General features: G+C 42.0%; 29 protein-coding genes and 1 tRNA gene. 17 read left to right on the top strand and 13 right to left on the bottom strand.

The genetic code is table 11. From position 1 onward, the window contains the following. Positions 1-106: 106 nt before the first annotated feature. The 4 genes from tgt (at position 107) to H6G03_RS22990 (ending at position 2,158) form a co-directional block, all read left to right on the top strand. Complete coding sequence (gene tgt, locus H6G03_RS22975) at positions 107-1,237, top strand: tRNA guanosine(34) transglycosylase Tgt (RefSeq protein ID WP_407650761.1); 1,131 nt, start codon at positions 107-109, stop codon at positions 1,235-1,237. A 46-nt stretch (positions 1,238-1,283) separates the two neighbouring features. Then, complete coding sequence (locus H6G03_RS22980) at positions 1,284-1,421, top strand: photosystem II reaction center protein K (protein ID WP_190469060.1); 138 nt, start codon at positions 1,284-1,286, stop codon at positions 1,419-1,421. 106 nt (positions 1,422-1,527) lie between these two features. Next, positions 1,528-1,770 carry a papain fold toxin domain-containing protein gene (locus H6G03_RS22985; protein ID WP_190469063.1) on the top strand — a complete coding sequence of 81 codons (243 nt, stop codon included), beginning with the start codon at positions 1,528-1,530 and terminating at the stop codon, positions 1,768-1,770. Positions 1,771-1,819: 49 nt separating this feature from the next. Next, the gene (locus tag H6G03_RS22990) at positions 1,820-2,158 is read left to right on the top strand and encodes a hypothetical protein (RefSeq protein WP_190469066.1); all 339 of its coding nucleotides are present in this window, start codon (positions 1,820-1,822) and stop codon (positions 2,156-2,158) included. Positions 2,159-2,307: 149 nt separating this feature from the next. Here the strand turns inward: H6G03_RS22990 and H6G03_RS22995 are convergent, their stop codons facing one another. Continuing rightward, entirely contained in the window at positions 2,308-2,796 is a 489-nt protein-coding gene (locus tag H6G03_RS22995) for a helix-turn-helix transcriptional regulator (RefSeq protein ID WP_190469153.1), read from the bottom strand. Positions 2,797-3,005: 209 nt separating this feature from the next. On the opposite strand from H6G03_RS22995, the gene H6G03_RS23000 reads away from it, so the two are divergent. From H6G03_RS23000 to H6G03_RS23015, 4 genes are read left to right on the top strand one after another with little or no spacing between them, the layout of a single operon-like run. After that, the gene (locus tag H6G03_RS23000) at positions 3,006-3,908 is read left to right on the top strand and encodes a hypothetical protein (RefSeq protein ID WP_190469070.1); all 903 of its coding nucleotides are present in this window, start codon (positions 3,006-3,008) and stop codon (positions 3,906-3,908) included. Next, a complete protein-coding gene (locus H6G03_RS23005) occupies positions 3,877-4,521 on the top strand; it encodes a hypothetical protein (protein WP_242057188.1) in 645 nt (214 codons plus the stop codon). Before H6G03_RS23000 ends, H6G03_RS23005 begins: the two co-directional genes overlap by 32 nt. Further along, positions 4,442-5,128: a hypothetical protein gene (locus tag H6G03_RS23010; RefSeq protein ID WP_322111957.1), complete on the top strand. Its 687-nt coding sequence runs from the start codon at positions 4,442-4,444 to the stop codon at positions 5,126-5,128. The genes H6G03_RS23005 and H6G03_RS23010 overlap by 80 nt, the downstream gene beginning before the upstream one ends. A gap of 38 nt (positions 5,129-5,166) precedes the next feature. Next, positions 5,167-6,414, top strand: a complete 1,248-nt coding sequence (locus H6G03_RS23015) for an AAA family ATPase (protein WP_190469073.1) — start codon at positions 5,167-5,169, stop codon at positions 6,412-6,414. Between the two features lie 194 nt (positions 6,415-6,608). Here the strand turns inward: H6G03_RS23015 and H6G03_RS23020 are convergent, their stop codons facing one another. From H6G03_RS23020 to H6G03_RS23040, 5 genes are all read right to left on the bottom strand, one after another. After that, on the bottom strand, positions 6,609-6,755 hold the full coding sequence (locus tag H6G03_RS23020) for a hypothetical protein (protein WP_190469076.1): 147 nt from the start codon (positions 6,753-6,755) through the stop codon (positions 6,609-6,611). 50 nt (positions 6,756-6,805) lie between these two features. Beyond that, positions 6,806-7,228, bottom strand: coding sequence for a type II toxin-antitoxin system VapC family toxin (locus tag H6G03_RS23025; protein ID WP_190469079.1), 423 nt, complete (start codon positions 7,226-7,228; stop codon positions 6,806-6,808). Continuing rightward, complete coding sequence (locus H6G03_RS23030) at positions 7,225-7,605, bottom strand: type II toxin-antitoxin system HicB family antitoxin (RefSeq protein WP_190469083.1); 381 nt, start codon at positions 7,603-7,605, stop codon at positions 7,225-7,227. The genes H6G03_RS23025 and H6G03_RS23030 overlap by 4 nt, the downstream gene beginning before the upstream one ends. Before the next feature lie 200 nt (positions 7,606-7,805). Beyond that, complete coding sequence (locus H6G03_RS23035) at positions 7,806-8,369, bottom strand: glutathione S-transferase family protein (protein WP_190469086.1); 564 nt, start codon at positions 8,367-8,369, stop codon at positions 7,806-7,808. A 16-nt stretch (positions 8,370-8,385) separates the two neighbouring features. Next, positions 8,386-8,850 (bottom strand): hypothetical protein, encoded by a 465-nt coding sequence (locus H6G03_RS23040; protein ID WP_190469090.1) that lies wholly within the window; start codon positions 8,848-8,850, stop codon positions 8,386-8,388. 408 nt (positions 8,851-9,258) lie between these two features. Here H6G03_RS23040 and H6G03_RS23045 point away from each other — a divergent pair, with 408 nt between their 5' ends. Beyond that, positions 9,259-9,999, top strand: a complete 741-nt coding sequence (locus H6G03_RS23045) for a tetratricopeptide repeat protein (protein WP_190469094.1) — start codon at positions 9,259-9,261, stop codon at positions 9,997-9,999. A gap of 156 nt (positions 10,000-10,155) precedes the next feature. Here H6G03_RS23045 and H6G03_RS23050 read toward each other — a convergent pair whose 3' ends face one another. Continuing rightward, on the bottom strand, positions 10,156-10,575 hold the full coding sequence (locus H6G03_RS23050; protein ID WP_190469097.1) for a slr1601 family putative cell division protein: 420 nt from the start codon (positions 10,573-10,575) through the stop codon (positions 10,156-10,158). Between the two features lie 351 nt (positions 10,576-10,926). Beyond that, a complete protein-coding gene (gene psaM / locus H6G03_RS23055) occupies positions 10,927-11,022 on the bottom strand; it encodes a photosystem I reaction center subunit XII (protein ID WP_190469100.1) in 96 nt (31 codons plus the stop codon). A 269-nt stretch (positions 11,023-11,291) separates the two neighbouring features. On the opposite strand from psaM, the gene H6G03_RS23060 reads away from it, so the two are divergent. From H6G03_RS23060 to H6G03_RS23080, 5 genes are all read left to right on the top strand, one after another. After that, positions 11,292-12,026: a TerC family protein gene (locus H6G03_RS23060; RefSeq protein ID WP_190469103.1), complete on the top strand. Its 735-nt coding sequence runs from the start codon at positions 11,292-11,294 to the stop codon at positions 12,024-12,026. A gap of 153 nt (positions 12,027-12,179) precedes the next feature. Continuing rightward, positions 12,180-12,497, top strand: a complete 318-nt coding sequence (locus tag H6G03_RS23065; protein ID WP_190469106.1) for a hypothetical protein — start codon at positions 12,180-12,182, stop codon at positions 12,495-12,497. A gap of 82 nt (positions 12,498-12,579) precedes the next feature. Then, positions 12,580-12,942 carry a papain fold toxin domain-containing protein gene (locus tag H6G03_RS23070; RefSeq protein ID WP_190469110.1) on the top strand — a complete coding sequence of 121 codons (363 nt, stop codon included), beginning with the start codon at positions 12,580-12,582 and terminating at the stop codon, positions 12,940-12,942. Between the two features lie 29 nt (positions 12,943-12,971). Then, a complete protein-coding gene (locus tag H6G03_RS23075; protein WP_190469114.1) occupies positions 12,972-13,319 on the top strand; it encodes a hypothetical protein in 348 nt (115 codons plus the stop codon). 117 nt (positions 13,320-13,436) lie between these two features. Next, positions 13,437-13,940 carry a hypothetical protein gene (locus H6G03_RS23080; RefSeq protein WP_190469116.1) on the top strand — a complete coding sequence of 168 codons (504 nt, stop codon included), beginning with the start codon at positions 13,437-13,439 and terminating at the stop codon, positions 13,938-13,940. A gap of 66 nt (positions 13,941-14,006) precedes the next feature. Here H6G03_RS23080 and H6G03_RS23085 read toward each other — a convergent pair whose 3' ends face one another. From H6G03_RS23085 to H6G03_RS23100, 4 genes are all read right to left on the bottom strand, one after another. Further along, on the bottom strand, positions 14,007-15,290 hold the full coding sequence (locus H6G03_RS23085) for a family 10 glycosylhydrolase (protein WP_190469118.1): 1,284 nt from the start codon (positions 15,288-15,290) through the stop codon (positions 14,007-14,009). A gap of 144 nt (positions 15,291-15,434) precedes the next feature. Then, positions 15,435-15,596, bottom strand: coding sequence for a hypothetical protein (locus tag H6G03_RS23090; protein WP_190469122.1), 162 nt, complete (start codon positions 15,594-15,596; stop codon positions 15,435-15,437). Between the two features lie 154 nt (positions 15,597-15,750). Continuing rightward, positions 15,751-15,837, bottom strand: a tRNA-Ser gene (locus H6G03_RS23095). A gap of 26 nt (positions 15,838-15,863) precedes the next feature. Further along, positions 15,864-16,808, bottom strand: a complete 945-nt coding sequence (locus H6G03_RS23100; protein WP_190469127.1) for a TIGR04168 family protein — start codon at positions 16,806-16,808, stop codon at positions 15,864-15,866. 187 nt (positions 16,809-16,995) lie between these two features. On the opposite strand from H6G03_RS23100, the gene nadA reads away from it, so the two are divergent. From nadA to H6G03_RS23115, 3 genes are all read left to right on the top strand, one after another. Then, on the top strand, positions 16,996-17,961 hold the full coding sequence (gene nadA, locus H6G03_RS23105) for a quinolinate synthase NadA (RefSeq protein WP_190469130.1): 966 nt from the start codon (positions 16,996-16,998) through the stop codon (positions 17,959-17,961). A gap of 82 nt (positions 17,962-18,043) precedes the next feature. Next, positions 18,044-18,673, top strand: a complete 630-nt coding sequence (locus H6G03_RS23110) for a TIGR04282 family arsenosugar biosynthesis glycosyltransferase (RefSeq protein WP_190469132.1) — start codon at positions 18,044-18,046, stop codon at positions 18,671-18,673. Beyond that, entirely contained in the window at positions 18,673-19,368 is a 696-nt protein-coding gene (locus H6G03_RS23115) for a TIGR04283 family arsenosugar biosynthesis glycosyltransferase (RefSeq protein WP_190469136.1), read from the top strand. The genes H6G03_RS23110 and H6G03_RS23115 overlap by 1 nt, the downstream gene beginning before the upstream one ends. 26 nt (positions 19,369-19,394) lie before the next feature. Here the strand turns inward: H6G03_RS23115 and H6G03_RS23120 are convergent, their stop codons facing one another. Then, entirely contained in the window at positions 19,395-21,182 is a 1,788-nt protein-coding gene (locus tag H6G03_RS23120; RefSeq protein ID WP_190469139.1) for a M61 family metallopeptidase, read from the bottom strand. Between the last annotated feature and the right edge of the window lie 27 nt (positions 21,183-21,209).

The raw sequence follows: 21,209 nt of genomic DNA on the forward strand, positions 1-21,209 counted from the left end.
ACATTCGGAGTTTTGCGTAGTTTAACTCAACTGACAAGGCGATCGCTAAAGCATCATCATAGTATAGAGCAGTCCACATTTAGTTGAGCTTTTAGGTTAATTGGTTTTGAGTTTTAAATTTGAATGTCAGGCTTGCTGCTCTCATACCCAAGCGCGAGCGGGAGTATTTTATACACCTCACGGCTTGGTAGAAACGCCTCGTTTTATGCCGGTGGGAACGTTAGCGACTGTGAAAACTTTAACCACGGCTCAGTTGCAAGCTACAGGCGCACAAATGATTTTAGCGAATACCTATCACCTGCATCTCCAACCCGGAGAAGGAATTGTCGCAGGTGCTGGCGGTCTGCATAAGTTTATGGTTTGGGATAAGCCAATGCTGACCGATTCCGGTGGTTTCCAGGTCTTCAGTTTGAGTAAATTGCGTAAAATAACGGAGGAAGGTGTAACTTTTCGTTCGCCTCGCGATGGCAGAATAATTGAATTGACGCCGGAGCGATCGATCCAAATTCAAAACGCCCTCGGCGCTGATGTGATTATGGCGTTTGATGAGTGTCCGCCTTATCCAGCCGAATGGCAATATGTGGCGGCTTCTTGCGATCGCACTTATCGCTGGTTGGAAAGATGTATAAAAGCGCACGAACGTAAGGATCAAGCTTTGTTCGGGATCGTTCAGGGGGGTGTTTATCTAGATTTGCGGCAGAAAGCAGCCGCATCTCTGGCAGAATTAGATTTGCCTGGATATGCGATCGGCGGAGTGAGTGTGGGGGAACCGCCGGAATTAATCGAGAAAATCGTCAAAGCTACCGCACCCTTGCTACCGCGAGAAAAGCCGCGTTACTTGATGGGAGTGGGTACGTATCGGGAAATGGCGCGGGCTATAGCAGGGGGTGTGGATTTGTTTGACTGCGTGATTCCGACGCGGTTCGCCCGTCACGGTACGGCAATGGTGCAGGGGGAACGCTGGAACCTCAAAAACGCGCAATTTCGAGAAGATTTCACGGCTTTGGACGATAGTTGTCCCTGTTATACCTGTCAGAACTTCAGCCGCGCTTATTTGTGCCATTTGGTGCGATCGCGGGAAATCCTGGCTTACACTCTGCTATCCATACACAACGTCACCGAACTGGTTCGCTTTACCCAGAGAATAAGAGAGGCGATTTTGAGCGATCGTTTTGCTACCGAATTTGCTCGTTGGCTCGATCCCGCACCCAGTAGCGATGCGATCGGCTCATGTTAAGATACTATACGATTCTGAAAACTGTGTTGAAGAGGAAGGTTAAATCATGGAAGCGGCGCTCTTGCTAGCAAAACTGCCCGAAGCTTTTTCCGCGTTCGATCCCCTGGTAGACGTTCTACCCGTAATCCCCGTGTTTTTCTTGCTGCTGGCTTTTGTTTGGCAAGCAGCCATCGGTTTCAAATAAACTGATAAATAGCGTTATCCAAAAATTAAAAAGGTGGCTACTTGGTAAATGGGGTAGCTACTTTTTTTTTGACGATCGCAAGTCAATATTTTAGGTAATTATCGCTATGACAGAGGAGCAAATTGAGGAGGTTAGGCGGATTGCTAGAAAATATAGACGACAAGTTGCTCTCAATGGTTTTCATCAAGGCGTAGTTGTTCAGATTGAAACTGAATTAGGAAGAGTTGAAATAGTTTTTGATAACCTGTATCCTGACGGTATCCCTAAACAGGAGTGGGTCAATAGTTTTGGCGGGCCTTTGGTAGAAGACTTTAATGGCCAATTTACGGTGATGGAAACAGAGTTTTAATTGGAATATAATTTATATAGTTGATAAATTGAATAGAAAGAGGTTCGCGATGGATTATCTAGGCGATGTGCTTGAAAAAATCAAAAAGAAACCTGCCGTTTATTTAGGTAGACCATCGATAGTTTGTCTTCAAGCTTTTTTATCTGGATATAATGTAGCGCAGTACCAACTAGGCGTACCTTTAACGGCAGAAAACCCGCTGGATGGATTTCAAGAATGGATTCAGCAAAAATTTGGGATAGAATCTTCTCAATCTTGGGCTAACATAATTTTGTTTTTTTCTCAGGATGAGAGGGATGCCCTAGATAGGTTTTTTGAATTATTTGAAGAGTTTCAACAGCGGGGTCGAAGTTCGGCAAGCAATCGTGAGTATACGCAAGTAAAATAATAGAAGCAGGGAATAAAATTAATTTATTAGCGAATAAATTGGAATTAAGGTGAGGAGCGCGATCGCACTTAGATTGAAGCTTGTGGAAATGAGTGCGATCGAACTTTTCATCCCCTTCATATTCTACATATTTGAACTGTAGCCAAAACTTAATTAGTAGTATTATCGTCAAGGTTTAGGTCTTTTATTGATATATCTGAAACTTTTGATGTTGGTATTCTTAGGTTAATCAGAAATACTATTTGATCTTTTTCAATATTTATATTAGTTATATTTACTACACTATTTCCCGGTAACAAACTATTAACTGGCACTTGAGCATTTGATTGAGATTTATATCCTGCATCCTCAAGCCATTCAGCAATCTTTCTCCAGTTTTCTATCTTTTCATTACATTTATCTAACAAACTCTTAACATACCTATACACAGTGGCACAAAGATCGGTTTCAACTCCCTTAGCATTCTTGCCCAGCCTTTCCGCTATTTCAGCGGGACTGTAACCACAAAGCAACCCCCGCAGATGTAGCTTTTCCACGGGGGTGAGGCGCTTTCCCTTCACAGATGCCAAGTCTGTATAAAGGGTTTCCAAGTCCCAATGATTTGCGGCTTGGGCAAACTGCTCGTCAGTAGATGCCATGCTATCAGCCTCAACAATTCCTGATGTAATCCTAACATAAATCCTGATGTTTATCAGACTATAGCTGAGTTTGGCTAGTCTATTATGAGTAAAAAACTGTACAGCAATACCAGCCAATGGTCAACAGGTGGATAAAGTTAAGCTCAAGCTGCCAAGCGCTGCTATTGCTGAAATTTCTAAATCACTCAAGGAGCATAAGAAGCAGAGCGATGGATTCTTTGAGAATAGCGAAGCAAATTAATTCAGAGTTGGCACTTATTCGTTCTCAGTACCATAATGTCCTAAGCGCTGAAGAAAGATCCGAGATTTTGGATAGTATAACTACTTGTCTGGCCAACGAGTTTGCAGATGTAATTTATCTATCAATATGTGATAGGCAGAGAAATCAAGAATTATTGAAATGGAGTTATGACTTAAGCGATAGAAACTATCCGCAAAGAGTTGGCCCAGAAACTCAAGATGTAATGATTTACCTTGCGAAACATAGCTATGATGTTTATATAAATTGTACTGTCAAGTGGTCATCTCGATTTTCAGCGATGGACAAAAGAAATCGCGAGAACGAACTGCGCGGTACTATTTGGGATGAAAATAGACTTTCTTCGTTAACTGAAAAGGTGACAAATCTTGAAGGAGGTCATCATAAAGATTTAGATCAAAACTCAAGTATTTCTACTCAATACCTAAATTTGCAGGGAATTGAGAAAGATCTTTCCAAACTTGCGTTAGAAGAAATAATTGACAAAAAAGACATTGAAAATATTACGCATAGCTTAAAAAATGATTTGGATCGCGGTTATATTCAAGGAGTTTCCTTTTCAATCAAAGCGCAAACAAAGCCTATAATTGAATGGGAATTTGAACTGGATTCAAGTAATCTATTTAATCGAAGTGGTGACGGAATTGAAAATGTGGATTTTAGACAAATAGAAGCGGATTTAGCACTACACATAAAGCCAATATTTAGCGAGAAGTTCAAACAAATGACACAGGAAAATAAGCAGCAACTAATAAAAGAAAAGCAAGAATCGAATAATCCTATTTGGTTTGCCAAGGTTGGACGTAGTAAAAAAGGAATTTTTGAATGGTTTAAAGATATTATTGGTATTTGATTTTTTAGAAATAAGAAGTTTATCTTTTGTTGTCAACTATGAGGATATTCACATAATGAAAAGCCTTGTTGTTTCAGAATCTATTTCAGTTACACAGAACGATGTTTTATATGTGGCGCAGCAACTTACGAGAGATTTAAAAGCTCTAAGTAAAGCTTACCCAAATCTTTTGTCTATAGACTATGCTTCAGATTTACAAGACTCATTTACAACTTTTTTATATAACAATGCCATTACTGAACTAGGATTCAGTATTTACGATCCGGCTAACTCAAACCTTGTCTACCATGAGTATCGATATAAAGTTCTTTACGGTGGAGATGTTGTATCTGTTAATCCCAGCGGCGGTAGAGGAGGGCGTGGAGGACGCAGTGTAGAACCCGTCTCAGTTCCCAGTTCAGCACTGTTTATTCCTTGGGTTAAATGGTCGCAGACAATGATGCTTTTGTCAGAAGATGAACAAAGAAATATTGTAATCGATACGGGCTGGTCAATACCTGGAAAAGGTTCTAGTTTTCAAGGCAAGTATGAGGGTGGAAACTGGAGCAACTTGGGGCATTATTACAGTGGATCTCTTGGTGTTTCTGGCTTGGTATATGTCAGAGAAACTTGATTCTATAAATAAAGTTATGCCAAAAATTATGCCAAGTCTAAATTTGCGCTTATTTCAAGGAACAGATTGTCATCTTGTTATGTTATCTTCCCTTTCAGTAATTGAAACAACCTTAAATATTACTCTTGATAAAGCTAGCTTACCAACACTTGTATCGATAGAAAATATTATTTGTAAAATTAACGAAAGTGGATTTAAGCTAGTCAATAGCAAGGAAATTGATAAAATAGCAAAACTGGTCAATGGATATTACTTAGTAAACGAAAAATCTGGTTGGCAAGACCAATCTTTGAATTTGAATGTTATTCAAATTTCAGATCGAGATGCAGAAATATATGATGAAATAAAAAAACTTCGCACTCAAGTGATGAAATTAGCACGCGATGTTGCTTACTATGAAAGCAAAAATGACTATGCTCAATCCAAACAATTGCAAGATAATACACTGCAAAAAATAGCCGACTCTGTGAAAAGTAAACCTAGCTGGTGGGATACCAATACTGGAAAAATAGTTAAATTTGTTGGCGAAACTACTCTCAACGCCATAATAGATATAGTGGTAGGGATACCGTTAAAGACTTTTGTAGATAGTTTATTAAGAAAATAATTTTGAATTTTTAATATATTATATTGAGGAGGCTTAAGTTGTCATCTTTATTTTGGGCAATTAAATGGGATTGGGGCATTTATACCCTTAATCGCAACGCAGAAAAAGCAATAATTGGCGAACTTGAAAAACACCTTATAGGAAAGGCTATAGGGAACAGTGATATAGGTAAATGTTTAGAACAAATTCCCGTAATTATTGACGGCGCAAGGACAAGTTTTTCAGCACATTTAGAGCGGGTTGACTCTCCTATTACTTTTACGGTTGACCGAAACACAGTTTTACGTATTCGATTAGTAACTGACTTCGACAGTTCATCATCCTTACCTAAAAGAGATACAAATATGGAACCATCGCTGGCGACAGATTTAGATGAGTTAGTAACATTTCAGACAACTTTTTCACCCCAAGATTATGATTCTCATTATCGAAAAATATACGAATCTCTTATTGGTATAGCCAAAGAAGAAATTCTTGCCGAAATGATTAGTTTGTTAACTCCTTTTGAAAAAAAAGAGAAATGGAGTAAACAGTATTATGGCAGCGTTATATCAGCACTACAAACTACTGCTACCAAAGCCCCTGTAATTGTTTTTGGTGGTGATCCAGGTACTGGTAAAACAGCATTAGCAACCAGTATTGGAGCCGCTTTAGCCCCTAAGCTAGGTGAGAGAGTCCACTTCCGACACATGAGCTTGCTGTTGAGAGGTATGGGATATCAGGGGCGAGCAGCTAGTATGATTGTTAAGTCGTTTGAAAATATTAAACAAGAATATCTCAAATTAAAAGAGCCAATGATTCTTTTTTTTGATGAGGCTGAAGCTATTGTCGGTTCACGAAGTCAAGCTGATTCAAGTTCCGGTTCGCAGGAAAATATAGCAATAGTTGATGCAGTTATTATCGGTGTAGACAGCTTAAGAAAGGGAATACAGGCAAGGATAGTTGCAATATTTGCTACCAATTTAACTGCGCGATTAGATGTAGCACTGATGCGACGTAGCTACTATTATCAATTCAATAGACCTGATGAACAAACCCGTCGAATTTTACTAGAATCATCCTTAAGAGGTATGGGTTTTAATAAAGATGACATCAACAAGTTAGTTGAAGCGACGAAACCCAGGCAAATTAATAATAGGGATCTCGGCTTTACTCCCTCTGATATAGTGGAATCAATAATTGGGCGAGCATTAAATGAAGCAATACAATCCAATACAAAAGTTAGTATAGAATCTTTGTTAAGATATTGCGAAAAGACAAATCCTACCGGAACTTTTTCTACCTGAATACCAATAATACTCAAGATGACGATTAATGTAAAGACTAAATCAAAAAAATCGACAGTTAAATTTAGTTACTCAACGATCGTGCTAGATGAGATGGCGTTTAAATCACCCCCCACCAAGATATTATTGATTGACTATAAATACGATCGCACGCACCATCACCACCCTACCCAATCCCGCCAACTTTCTCTCTCCTACCTTACTCTAATTTCCCGCATCCGCTTTTGATATTTTAATGCGATCGCAGTTGCCAACTCACTTGTTTCTCTAGCTTTCTGTTCGGCTTCTTTCGCTAGTTCAAGAATTTCCAGCATCGTCTTCTCATCCAATGGTTCTCTCATTTTCATCCCTGCAAACGACTTATAATCCTTCTCACAGCCATTTTACCTATTTAACCTACACTCCAATCTTCAAACACCAAACCGGGAACTCGTTCAAAATCCCTCCGATTTCGCGTTACCAGAATACCATTTCTTGAAATAGCGATCGCAGCAATTTTTAAATCTTGTGTACCAATACGGATTCTTTGCCTAAGCAATTCCGTATAACAGGTATAAGCATCGCGATCGAATTCAAGCACATTAACTTTGTTAAAAAACTCTACACCATCTTGTAAACCTTTGTAAGCCCATATCAATCGATCGGATTGCGAAGATTGCCTAATAATATTAAGCCATCCTCGCATTTGTTCTTCCACAGAAATTACTGTAATAGCAATTTCTTGATAGTTAACTCGATTAACTCGCTCTTTCACAACAGGATGCTCATTTTGCCAAAGAGTCAGACAATCTGTATCGAGTATCCACAAACTCACTTATTTTGCTCCTCCGCATCCATTTTACGGTAATACTCCTCCATTTCCGCATCAACTTCGCGCCGATAAGCTTCCATCTCAGAAATCATCTCATTAAAAAGAGGATTATCTTTATACATTCCCGCAAACTTTATCCAAGGATTTTCCGATTTAGGTAAAGCTATTTCTTGCACGACAACTTCAGCATTTTCTAACCGCGCTGTTAAAAGCTGGTTAATACTTTTTAACGCAGCTTCCCGTGTATCTCCAGTCACTTCACAATCCGGCAACCCCCACACTGTAGCTTTATATTTTCCTTCTTTTTCCATCTCAACTATTACTGAGTAACTTAATTGAGCCAATTTTTGCTCTGATTCATCTAATAAAGTAGTTTTCATTATCCAATTCCTCCTATTCTATTTTAGGAATTATAACCTATATGTCAATTATATGTGAACGAACCTGCATCTCATCCATCCTACTCAATCCAGCTAAAGATGTTACTTTAATTGACCTAGTATTTCGGCAAAATCATCATAAAAAAAAGAGACTTCTTGAATAGCAAGAAATCTCTTTTTTAAACCTAAACCGATCGCACTCAGGCTGTAGCGCGTGCGGCAAACACCTTTTGGAAAGCAGGTCGTTCGGAAATACGCTTCATGTAATCCAAAACGGCTGGATAAGCACTCAAATCGAGTTTCAGCATGATGGGAATGTAAGCTAAAATAGAACCGACTGCCACATCTGCAACGCTGAACTCTTGTCCGAGTACAAAAGGTTGCCCCTCAAACATTTGATTCAGTGGCCCTAACAAACGCGGCATTTCCCGATCGCGATTCGCTTCGATAAAAATGCCATTCCCCAATGTAGAATTGGCAAACAACACCCACTGAGCGATCGCACCCTTCTGTTCTGGCTCAGCTGACAGATTGCCATACTTCTCTGCCAAATAAAGCAGAATCGCCCCAGATTCCCAAAGCTTAAAATCCCCATCCATTATGCTGGGAACCTTCCCCATCGGGTTAATTGCTAGGTATTCCGGCTGGCGGTGTTCCCCATTTTGCAAATCCAGCGTGACAAATTCGTAAGGAACACCCAGTTCTTCCAGATACCACTGGGGAATTGTGGCCCGACTGCGACCACCACCATATAGTTTCAACATCTTTCTTAAAATTTGGTTAAAGAACTTTATGAGTGTATTCGTGCTGCTTTACATTATCCTCAGTTCTGACAATGCGCTGAGAGTTCAGCACGCGCTTGCGTTCTGTAGAGTAGTTAAAGTCCCGGCGGATCGTACCCTGGGGAATCAGAGACTGAGCCACGGGACGACGTTTGTAAGTGCGGACTGCGGCGATCGCCCGTTCGGCAAACTCATCGCAGAACTGCGCCGACTGTGGGAATTCTACTGGCTTCTGGGGTGTATCGCCCGCTAGTACCGCTCCCAAGGTTGTCGCACAAGCAATTTGGTAAGAAGTAGGAATGCCCTTGACAAGAGCTTCCAAAGCTGCTGAGGGGATAGGTTCCACAACAGGAACCTGATGAACTTCTCCGTCTTCTTTAATAAAGCAGGTTGCCAAGCCGAGTACCAGATAGTCTTCCGCCGATACATCAGGGGCATTGGGATGCAGAAAAGCAGTAGTCATGGGTGTTTCGATTTAATCGTTCAAAAGATCGAAAGTCTCTATAACGTAGGATTTTACCGCTCAAAAGGTTACAGTCGAACTTTCCGGATCGGCTGTGCAAAGTCGCGATAGAGATTGCTGAGGGGTTTGTTGGCCTCAAAAAGCCGTTTCGGGAATACCCGACCGGGAGACTGTAGCTTATACTGGGTAGACAATTTTAAAATTGACCACCCACCCTCATTCTCCCCTACGAGACGGAGATGGCTGCGAACTAAACTTTGATTTGGTGTCAAACAGATTAGCTGCAACGTCCGTTTATCTTACTTAAGACACATAAGCAAGTGACACAACAGACAGATCGACTTTGGACGAAAAATTCATAAAGTGATGGTGTAGAGCCAAACGTACCGTTAAGGATTGCAAGGTCGCATGAAAGCTCGCTCTTTTCTCAACAATCAAGACTGTTCTAAAGATGGGTGTCGCTCGAATGTTGCGCCAGGATCGCCGGCGTCTCGCTCTAACTGCCGCAATTCCCAAAAGCCTCAAGGGAACAAGCTGCAAACGATCGCCGCATCAGAATCTACCCGCACAGAATTAGACTGCAATCACCTACGCCAGATGGCTCGCGCTAGGGCGCAACAAGGCGATTACGCTCACGCTATTGAAATTCTAAACTCTTTGATTGAAAGCCGTCCCAGCGATGCCAACGATTATAACAATCGAGGATTAATTTATTTCCAAAGCGGTCAGCTGGTAAATGCGATCGCAGATTACAACAAAGCGATTCAACTCAATCCCCATTTGGCAGCTGCATACAACAACCGCGCCAATTACTATGCCGATCGCGGACAATTAATGGAAGCGATCGCAGACTACGACAAAGCTCTAGACCTCAATCCCGTTCACGTCCGCGCTTGGATTAACCAAGGCATGACCTTTCGAGACCTCAAATTATACGAACGGGCGATCGACAATTTCGACTTTGCCCTGCGATTGGGGCAACTAAAAAGTTATATTTGGGCTGAACGCGGTAGAACCTATCATTTGATGGGCGACTGGAATTATGCCGTCTCCGACTACCGCCGCGCCTTAGAGGAATTACCAGCCGGTCGTCGCCGTCAACAAGTAGAAACCTGGTTAGCCGATCTGCTCAGTCCTTTACAACCCTAATCGCATCAATAAATTCATCAAATTAGAATAGCCTAATAGAATAGCTTAAACCCTTTACAAATTCCAAGCTTTATGAAGGTCAGAAAAGAGAAGATAATGCTTCCCTTTTCCAATCGGTCAGATGCAGACATAGGGATAGTTTTTAATTGTCAAGCATCAAGGGGATGAAGCTGCCTGCTCTGCTTCTTCAGGTTCTTGGGTATCTTTGTCTAACAGAACAATCTTGCGCCGTGCCGGATCGACTCGACTGCTGAGATCTTGCATATTAGTCTTTGCTTGCTTGGGATCGAACAAATTACCAAAGTCGGTTTGCAAGCGATTCACACGTTCTTCTTTTTGCTGTACTTGCCCTCTGATTTCCTGCAATTTGGTTTGCACAGATTTGTGATAGGGCAGCAGTTGTACCAGAGCTACAATAGCCGCTGATGAAAGCAAGATATTGACCGTCAACTTGGCGGTTGTTTCCAGAGCGATCGCAGTATTGGCCCGATTTCGCTTCTGTCGATGACGACTTTGTGCGACGCGACGAGATTCTACAGGTTGCAGGGGTGGTCTTGACGGTTGAATGGCGTTCATGATCCTGAAAAGCTTTCGTCCTAAATTACAACCGGGGTGCTTGTACCCGACGGCAAGTCGAAATTTGCGCTCTTCTCTGTGGCTAAGGTTTTTTAGCTCAAAGTTTGGGCAAACAGCAAACTTGCCGATCGGCAGCACCGCGCTCAGGTGGTAGCCGCGTCCATCCTAGCAGTTGAACGCGGCTCCTTCCAGACTGTTTACAACCTACTTAGGCGATCGCCTGGAAACTTTACACTTTGCGATCCAAATTAACTAGCTGCCCCATCTTGGCAGTGCCAAAAACGCACTTCCGCTTTGAAAAGGAATGAGAGTCAAATGAGAGTCAATCGCCCCCATTCCCTTCGCAGCTGCCTATTTGTAAAGTTCTGTGGCCAAACGGAAAGCCAGGATGCCTGGAATCAGCGCCACAACAAGAGCTACTAAAACTTGGGTATCGGATAAGGACATTTGCTTGCCTCCTAGATCTAGGGCTTGTTCGTTCACCAATTTCGACCAAAGATGCCCCTTGATGGAATACCTTGTAACAAGTTGCAACAAAAGAGGAGTAGCGGGGCGGGCGAATGCGGTCGTGGGGGAATTTTTTACAACCCCTGATTCCTTTTACGATACAATAACTGTTTAACCTAAATTTTGGTTAAGATAACCGGGTTTAGCCTGGACTAGAACCATAGGTTCGTTGGTATTGTTTAATAACCGTCAGGTTCAAAAAATAGTTAATGCTCGATCAAATACTAAACTCTCCGTTCGATCGGGGAATTGAAACGCTGCTGCTACTCGTGATTTTAGTAGCTTTAGAGGCAGTGCTATCGGCGGATAACGCCATCGCTCTTGCCGCCATTTCCCAAGGTTTGCCAGATAGCAAAATGCAGCGTCAAGCCCTCAATTTGGGCTTGGTGGTGGCTTACGTGCTGCGAATGGCTCTGATTTTGACGGCAACCTGGGTGACCCAATACTGGCAATTTGAATTGTTGGGCGCTGCCTACCTATTGTGGCTGGTGTTCCAATATTTTACATCGCAAGAAGATGCGGAAGGGGAACACCACGGGCCTCGCTTTGCTTCGCTGTGGCAAGCTATTCCAATGATAGCTTTGACTGATTTGGCGTTTTCTCTCGATAGCGTCACAACTGCGATCGCCGTTTCTCAAGAAACTTGGTTGGTTTTGACTGGTGCAACTATCGGTATTATCGCCTTGCGTTTTATGGCAGGATTATTCATCCGGTGGCTAGATGAATTTCTGCATCTCGAAAATGCAGGTTATTTGACAGTCGGTATAGTAGGATTGCGCCTGCTTGCTAAAGCGATTAACGAAGACTTAGTACCGCCAGAGTGGTTGATGATAAGTACGATCGCCTTGATATTTGTCTGGGGATTTTCTAAACGCACTCCCATTAACTCGGAACCAAAAAAAGATTCTCTTGTTGAGGCGCAAAAGGAAGAGTCTCTTCGCTAAATTAGTAGAATTAGCGCTAAACCCGGTTTGTCAAATAAACCGGGTTTTTTATTACTTGAATTCGGCTTAACGATAGTTCAATTAATTGCTACTATTTTTACCTGGCAATTAAGTATAATTAAAAAATAAAAGTTTGAGAAAGAGGTAAAACTAATGACAGAGACAAAACCTAATCGCACCGTGCGACGCGGCAGAGTATTTCCCGAAATTCAGTGGTCAGAAGAAAAGAAAGCGCAGTGGAAAGCTGAAAAAGAAGCATTTTATAAACGCTGTAAAATAATATTCGATCGCGTTCAACCCGAACTGATTAAAACTCATTACAACTGGTATATTGCGGTTGAGCCTGATAGCGGCGATTATTTTATTGATAAAGATAACATAGTAGTAGCAAAAATAGCGCATCAAAAGTACCCAAATGCTAGGCTGTTCGTTTTCCGAATCAATGAAACAGGAGTGAGCGGTACGATATGATTTAGGGCAGATTTGGCGGAGGGGATAAGATTGGGATTTTGCAATAATGAGCAATTATAATCGATGTAAAGAAATTATTTAGATGCCCAGTAATCCACCATTATCAGACGAAGAAATTTACCAACAAGTAGGCAATATCATTCAAGAGTTTAAGCTGCTTGAATGCGCCGAATGTGCTGAAGCTATCAAACAATGGCTGAAAGACAACGGAATTAACGGTATCCATCTGCAACTAAAACTAATCGGAAAAGGTAACTTTATTGTTAGCCAGCGATGGGACGAATGGCGAACACCAATTACTCAGAATGGCACGCATTACGGTATTGAAGTCCGCAATAAAGTGTTTGATAATTTGTCAACGACAGGGCTATCGAGAAATGAATGGATGGAAGACTTTGACTGTCCGAGCGGTCAATTTAGTGTCGAAGTCATAGAAATATTTTAACATAGGTTAATAGCCAAGGAGGAAGAAAGATGACTGAACTATACGATTTATTATCTAAAATTCAACGCAAACCGGGAATGTATATCGGTAGCCCTTCTGTTAGCGACTTATTTATGTTCTTGTGCGGTTATCACCACTCTCATCAAGAACTTGGAATACCGTTCAGCGAACAGGAAAAGGAATTTCGAGAATTCCAACCTTGGTTACAAAAAAAGTTTAAAATTAGTACCTCTGCTTCTTGGGCAAGAGTTATCCTACTTTATTCTGCTGATGAAGCAGATGCTTTCAAAAATTTTTTCGATTTATTGGCAGAGTTTAAAGCTCAACAAAAACAACCATCTACTATGTTAGCATCAGATGGAAGAGTATCCCATTGAATTTATCAGCACAGTTTTAAAGTAAATCGCAACTGCTACAAAAGAAACCCGGTTTCTTGGAGAAACCGGGTTTCTGATTGTTATATTTTAAAAATAAGGTAATTAAAGGATAACTATATGAAATATACAATATCGGATTTTATCGGCATATTTATAGAAACTTCGGCAATGGATAAATGGATGCGATCGAGCGATGAATACGGCTCTAAATATGAGTTTGATATCGATTTGCACGTTATCTATATTTTCTCACCCGCTGAAAGTAATTTGTTACCCGATCGACACCATTTAGCCTATTACCACCTGCTATCAGAAAGGCAGGATTATCGGGAAGGTTGGGGATATAATTGGATTTTTGAAGAAGGTTTTGTACGCATAGCCGATAATGATAGCAAAGCGATCGACTTTTATGTGGAAGCAGAAAACGAATCTGGAATCGTGCGAGGCTACGATCCAACTTCTTATTCTCAGTACAAAATTATCAAACGCAAAGAACTTTATTTCAAAAATGAGAAATTTATCTTCAAACCGATAATGGGTATAGAAGATCGCTCTTGGTATTTTGGCAAGAATGAGCAAGAAATTATCGAAAAAATACAGAATATCCGAAAAAAATTGTAACTGTTTAGAAGGTACGCCTCAATCCCTTTCCAAATTCAAAGCAGTTAAGTATAGGTGCGAAAATTCCTAGTTACTTATTTCAATAAGCTGTTTGACACGAGCAGCAGTCTCTTCTGGTTTTCCCGAAGAAGGAAACACTAAAACACTCTTGATTTTGGTGTTATTAATCAGTTCTTTTAAACGATACAACTGATTATCAGAAATCGCTACTCCTTCATACTTTTCGGCATAAACTAGCTCTTCGTTAAAATTGGCATCGTTATAAGTTTGAATAAAAACTCGATCGACATTCCAATTTTCCCAATCAGCCGCAAAATAACGCTTACCCCAATAAGGATTATGATGGCAAATATCGAAACTAACATTCGGGTTAGCTTTCTTAATCTCATCTCTCATTTGCCGCACAAAATTAGTTAAACGAGTCGTGCGATCGACTTTTCCGGGTAAATCGGCATGATAACCTAAGTAATCATCCCATTGAACTGCATCAATGGTGGGATACTTTTTGACAAACTCTACCGATATCTTTTTGAAAAGATTGGCAACTTCTGGGAGTTCCACATCTAGTACGTAATGTTCGATACCTGGATATGTTTTATCCACCCCAGGCACAATCCATCGTCTAGAAATTGCCTCGTCAAAGATAGGGCTATTTTTATCAATTTTAATCCCTTTTTCAAAATAAGCGTGGACTTGCATTCCTTGCTTGTGCGCCTCATCAATCAACCAATCTAGCCATTTTTCTCTAAATTGGTTGGGGCAACTTTTGTATCCAAATGTTTGCTGCATAACATCGCTGTTATACATCGTGCAACCATTCCCCCATACGCCATGAATAATTGTATTTATTCCTTGCGATCGATAATAACGAACTCGGTTGCGAATTGTTTGTTCGTCAGCATTATTAGTTGCTTGATACCGACTTAAATAAATTCCCCTTATTTGCTTTTTTTCCCAAGCAGTTTGAATTGATGGTGATGGCTTGGGGGTTACGGGTGATGGTGAAACTTGCCGATTGGTTGTTGGTGATGGCTTGGGAGTTACGGGTGATGATGAAACTTGCCGATTGGTTGTTGGTGTCGGAGTCGAAATAACTCGCGGGATAGGCGAATTGGCAACAGGTACGCGCTGCGTGGGTGCAGAAGTCAAATTAGGAGTGCTTGGCTGTTGATTATTTTGTTGGTTATTAGGCAAAAATTTTTCGATACCTAGATTATCGGGGAGAATTTGGCTGATATTGACATTTTTTAGCTGGGTAAAGCCCCCATAACCAAGACCTAGCAAAACTATGATTAATGAAATTGGAATACTCCCACATCCACATCCATTGTTTTCTTTTTTAGCTGGCATAGCAATAAAGTATAATTGTTTAACGATGAGAGTAACTTTGCTTACTCAGTTGGCGCTTGCCTGTAGTAACCGATACAAGGAAGTACACAAGGAATAATTGAGGGCAAATGATACTATATTAAGGTACTTCATTTTGCGATCGCTCTATTCCGCATCATTGCGGCGGCGATAAAGAGCAACAACTTTTCGCTGTATATTGCGAAGTAATATCATATCCGGTAGCATCGTTAGTCTAAGAATGATGTTGAGGTTGTCTGCATCGAATGGGTGGTCAAAATTTAACCACAGATGAAGACAGATGAACACAGATGAACACAGATGCGATCGCAAATTTTTTTCTTTACCGATACAACCGGATATGATATAATTTGACGATTCACGAAGACTAAAGCGTTCGAGTTAGGTCATCCCTGCCTGAAACGATATTAATTAGTCAGTGTACAGCTTTTTTTTAATTCAACGGAGAGGGTGGGATTTGAACCCACGGTGACATCACTGCCACACTCGATTTCAAGTCGAGCGCATTCGACCACTCTGCCACCTCTCCAGGTGCATTTCTTATTCTACCTGTAGTTATCGCAACTGACTATAGGCAGATTGCACCATTGACTCACAACGCCGATAAAAAATTTCTTCGGAGACAACAGTATAGTCTTTGCCAACCCAAACTAGGGAAGCTTGCGAGACAACACCGTCTTGCAGGGATACCAGGGAGAAGTTACGCAGCCGATCGCTCCCATTATCCACAATCCGAGGTACGCTGGCTGAATTCAAATACACTGTCCCATCCGGACTGACAACAACTGGGGTACGCAGCACTTCGCGGGTGTGACGCAGATGATGGTGCATATGCCCAAATGTTACCAGAGGAATTGTTTTGCCGAGTTGCTTGGTTTTGGCGATCGCTTTGGCAAAGTCCGGATCTCCGAAATCTCCTCCCACAGTTTCCCAATCTTTACCGCAGGGATCTTCCGGACGCCCGCCTAACCCAAAAGGGCCATTGTGACCGAGAAAGATAATTGTATCATAAGCGGCGTTGCTTGCCGCTTGCACAATCCGGCTGGTAGACTCGTGAAAACCGGTCACATTATACCGCTCTTTGTAGAAATCGGCATTTTTCCAAGTATCTCCACCCCAACTAAACGGACGACTCCCCACCACAGTTAAATTCAACTCTGGAAAGTCCAATTTGCCGTAACCTACATGAGTTTCACCCAGCAGATCGAGCTGATCCTGCACCCAGTCTTCCTCCCGGCGATTGTAAGGACAGCGCCTGCGTCCCCACTCGGAGGCGGTGTACCAGGCATCGTGGTTGCCCAAAATGGCTGCTTTGGGAAGGTCGAGAGATGCGATCGCCTCTACGACATCCACCGATTCGTTGCCAAAATCCCCGACAAACAGCACTAAATCTACAGCCAAGCGATGTAAAGCTTCTCCATCCTCCGTTTCCCATTGGTTGTGAACATCTCCGACCACTGCTATTTTGATGGATTGATTTTGATTGCCCTGAGTCCCCATGCCTGCTTTTTCCTACAATCTTTTTCCAGGATAGGCAAGCATCGCCTATTTTTGCAGCAAACTCCAGACATAGCGGATATTTCCGTAATTTTTACCGATACTATCACCATTAATTTTTAGTAAAATCAACTATAATTATGGAAAGAATCCCGGCCATGTTTTCCCTACTCCCAAACTAAGAATTGCTGTGCTTATTACTACACGACCCCCGATAACCACTGCCCCAAAAACACCCGACGATTTGTTTGAGGCTATTCAAGCCTTGAAAAAAAAGCTAAACGCCGTTATTCTCGCTCACTATTACCAAGACCCGGATATACAAGATGTAGCGGATTATATCGGTGATTCCCTGGAGCTATCTCGCCTAGCGGCCAGCACCAATGCCGATGCGATCGTCTTTGCAGGCGTTCACTTTATGGCAGAAACCGCCAAAATTCTCAACCCCGATAAATTGGTACTTTTACCAGATTTAACCGCCGGTTGCTCTTTGGCAGATAGCTGTCCCCCCGATGACTTTGCTGCCTTCAAAGCCGCACACCCAGGACATCTCGTAATTTCTTATATCAACTGCTCTGCCGCGATTAAGGCAATGAGCGATATTATCTGCACAAGTTCCAACGCCGTCAAGATAGTAAATCAAATTCCCAAAGACCAACCGATTATTTTTGGGCCCGATCGCAATCTCGGTCGCTACGTGATGCAGCAAACTGGACGAGATATGGTATTATGGCAAGGAGCTTGTATTGTACATGAAAACTTCTCAGAAAAGAAGATAGTTCAGTTGAAAATTGCCCACCCGGAAGCGGAAGTAATCGCACACCCGGAATGCGAACCGCCGGTATTGCGCCACGCTAACTACATCGGTTCTACTTCTGCTTTGTTGAAGTATTCTCAAGCTAGTTCCAGTCAAGCTTTTATTGTCGCTACGGAACCGGGAATTATTCACCAAATGCAGAAAATGGAACCGAAAAAACGTTTCATTCCCGCGCCACCAACAAATAATTGTGCCTGTAACGAATGTCCGTTCATGCGGTTAAATACTTTGGAAAAGCTGTATTTGGCGATGGAAAATCGCACCCCAGAAATTAGTTTGCCTGAAGAAACCCGATTGGCAGCTTTGCGACCGATTCAGCGGATGTTAGAAATGAGTTAATGAAGAATTTCAGATTGCAAATTTTAGATGGCAAATTTAAAATAATTTGATTAAATTTAAAATCTGCCATCTGAAATCTGCAATGAAAGAATGCCTCATCCTTTTCACGCGCTATCCAGAACCGGGAAAAGCCAAAACGCGACTTATTCCGGTTCTTGGTGCAGAAGGTGCAGCTAACCTGCATCGCCAAATGACGGAAAATGCGATCGCGCAAGCAAAACAACTACAATCTTTCCATTCCCTCTCTCTAGAAGTGCATTTTACAGGTGGGAATTTCCCATTAATGCAAGAATGGTTAGGAAATGAGATGACATATCGCCAACAAGCAGAAGGCAATATCGGTTTCCGCATGGCGTCCGCATTTCAAACCGCATTTAGTAATAATATAGATAATGTTATTATCATCGGGTCTGATTGTCCGGCGCTTAATTATGAAATTCTCGCACAAGCATTTCAAGCACTTCAGCAGCACGATTTAGTACTTGGCCCAGCTACCGATGGCGGTTATTATTTAATTGGATTGCGTCATTTTATTCCCCAACTATTCACAGACATTAGCTGGAGTACATCTGAGGTTTTTCGACAAACTGTAGAAATTGCTGGTAAACTTAATTTGGCAGCTGCGTATTTGACTGAGCTTTCTGATGTCGATCGACCGGAAGACCTCTCAATTTTAGATTTTAGATTTTTGATTAGTTATTTGTCAATTTGATGCAAACGCACAAAATTTCAATTATTATTCCTGTATTAAATGAAGCACAAAATATTACTAAATCTGTGTTATTAGCTCAAAACGCTACAAATGTGGAAGTGATTGTTGTTGATGGTGGCAGTCAAGATGAAACTGTTGCTATCGCTAAATCATTGGGTGTGAAAGTTTTATCTTCTCCTCCCGGACGCGCTTTTCAAATGAACGCAGGCGCAGCAGTTGCTAGCGGAAATATCTTGCTCTTTTTACACGCCGATACCATTTTACCTGAAGGTTTCGACAGCATCATTCGTCAAACTTTAGAACCAAAAAAACAAATCCAAAATCCCATTGCTGGTGCGTTTGAATTAAAAATTGATGCTCAAATACGAGGAATTCGGTTAGTCGAAAAGATGGTAAATTGGCGATCGCACATTTTTTCCCTACCCTATGGCGACCAAGCTATCTTTATCAAAGCCGATGTATTTCGCGATATTGGCGGTTTTCCAGAACTGCCAATCATGGAAGATTTTGTTTTTATCCGCAATGTAAATAAAGTCGGAAAAATTGCGATCGCACCAGTTCCAGTCATCACATCAGGTCGTCGCTGGCAGAAACTGGGAGTGTTGAAAACTACCTCGATCAACCAAATCATCATTATCGCTTATTTTCTCGGCATTTCCCCACAAAAACTCGCTCGTTTTTATCGTCGAAAATAAGGTGGGCAATGCCCACCCTACAAATACTACGAAATGGTTGATATTGGCACTCCCAACCAGCCAGCAAAGTTTTCTTTTTGCGCTGAGGAAGGGTTACCAAGCGCAACAACCTTGTAAGAATTCGGTTTTGGCGCTGCTAGGGTCACTGGCAAAGTCCGCAATTCGTCTTGATGGAAAACAGTTACTTGAATGGTATCGCCTGATTGATAATCCTTGAGACGATCGCTCAATTTATCCGCCGTCACCCGTATCCCGTTTATTGCCAGCAACTCATCGCCAGCATCTACACCCGCGATTTGTGCTGGCGAACCGATTTCCACAAAATTGATAGCTTCTTTACCATTTTGTGACTTAGCTGTCAAGCCTATAAATGGTGCTTGTTCCTCTTCCGAGTCAGGTAGCAATTGCAAACCAAAAAGTTCAAGATAATCGTCAAACGGCAGTTCATCCGTACCATCAACGTAGCGGGCAAAAAAGTCGCTCAAATTCGTTCCAGCGACAGACTCGATCGCTTCCTGCAACTGTTCTGGACTAAAGCCGATTTCTTCTTTACCGAACTGTTCCCACATTTGCCGCATCACATCATCGAGCGATCGTTGATTTTGATGTCGCGATCGAATCAGCAAATCCAGCAACAGCGACACCAATTCTCCCTTCAGATAATAAGAAATCTGAGAATTATCGCTATTGGCATCCCGTCGGTACAGCTTAATCCAGGCATCAAAACTCGACTCGCTGGCCGGCTGCACCTTTCGCCCAGGTATAGTTTGCAACCGCGTAATTTCCTTACTCAAATTATGCAAAAACGACTTAGCATCGTAAATGCCTGCCCGCAGGGGAATCAGCAAATCGTAGTAACTTGTCGTCCCTTCGCTAAACCACAAGGAAGGGGTATAATTTTCACCATCGTAATCAAACTTTTCCAGTGCTTTCGGGCGAATCCGCTTCACATTCCACAGGTGGAAAAACTCATGCGCCACCAACTGCATAAAGCGATCGTACTTATCCTTAACCCGAAAACCGAAGCGAGCGTAATTTAACGTGCAGGAATTCTTATGTTCCAAACCACCTGCATTTTGAGAAGCCAGATGTAGCAGAAACACATAGCGATCGTAGGGAAGTCCCCCAAACATTTGGGCTTCTATCTCAATGATTTTCTGGATATCCGGAATTATCCGATTTGGCTGGGCATTTCCCTCTCCCCAAATTGCTAACTCGTGGGGCTTACCCAACACCTCAAACTCATATAACTGGTGATTACCTATTTCAAACGGACTATCCACCAAAGTATCAAAATCATCCGCCTCGAAAGTATTTACTTCATCTGCAACTGGCGGCAAAGGTGTTGCTATGCGCCATTCTTTAAAAGGTGGCAGAATTTGGATGCGGATTTTTTCCCGTTCCCATCCAGGAATGTAAAAACATAACGCCGCCGGGTTAAAATAACCGTGACTGCCATCTAAATGATTAGTCCGTACTGACAGGTCATTGGCAAACACCCGATAAAAAACTTCTATCTGAGAAGCACCATTTGTATCTATTTGCCAATGATTTTTGCCGAGCTTACGCCAAGATAAAATACTCTCCTCTGTATAAGCAGAAAAATCTTGTAAATGCTTGGCATACTCGCGCACCAAGTAAGAACCAGGAGTCCAAACCGGTAGTTTCAAATCCAAAACCGATCCGGCCAAACCTGCCACAGCCAACGTCACCTCAAACAGGTGAGAACTTGGCTGAGGCATGGCGATCGTATATTTAATTGTCGGTGCGCTGCGTTTTTGAGTGCTGGGTCGAACAGTTGTTGCTTCCGTCATTAATCCAAAATCCCAAATCTAAAATCT

Source organism: Aerosakkonema funiforme FACHB-1375 (assembly GCF_014696265.1).
In the GTDB taxonomy this organism is placed as follows: domain Bacteria; phylum Cyanobacteriota; class Cyanobacteriia; order Cyanobacteriales; family Aerosakkonemataceae; genus Aerosakkonema; species Aerosakkonema funiforme_A.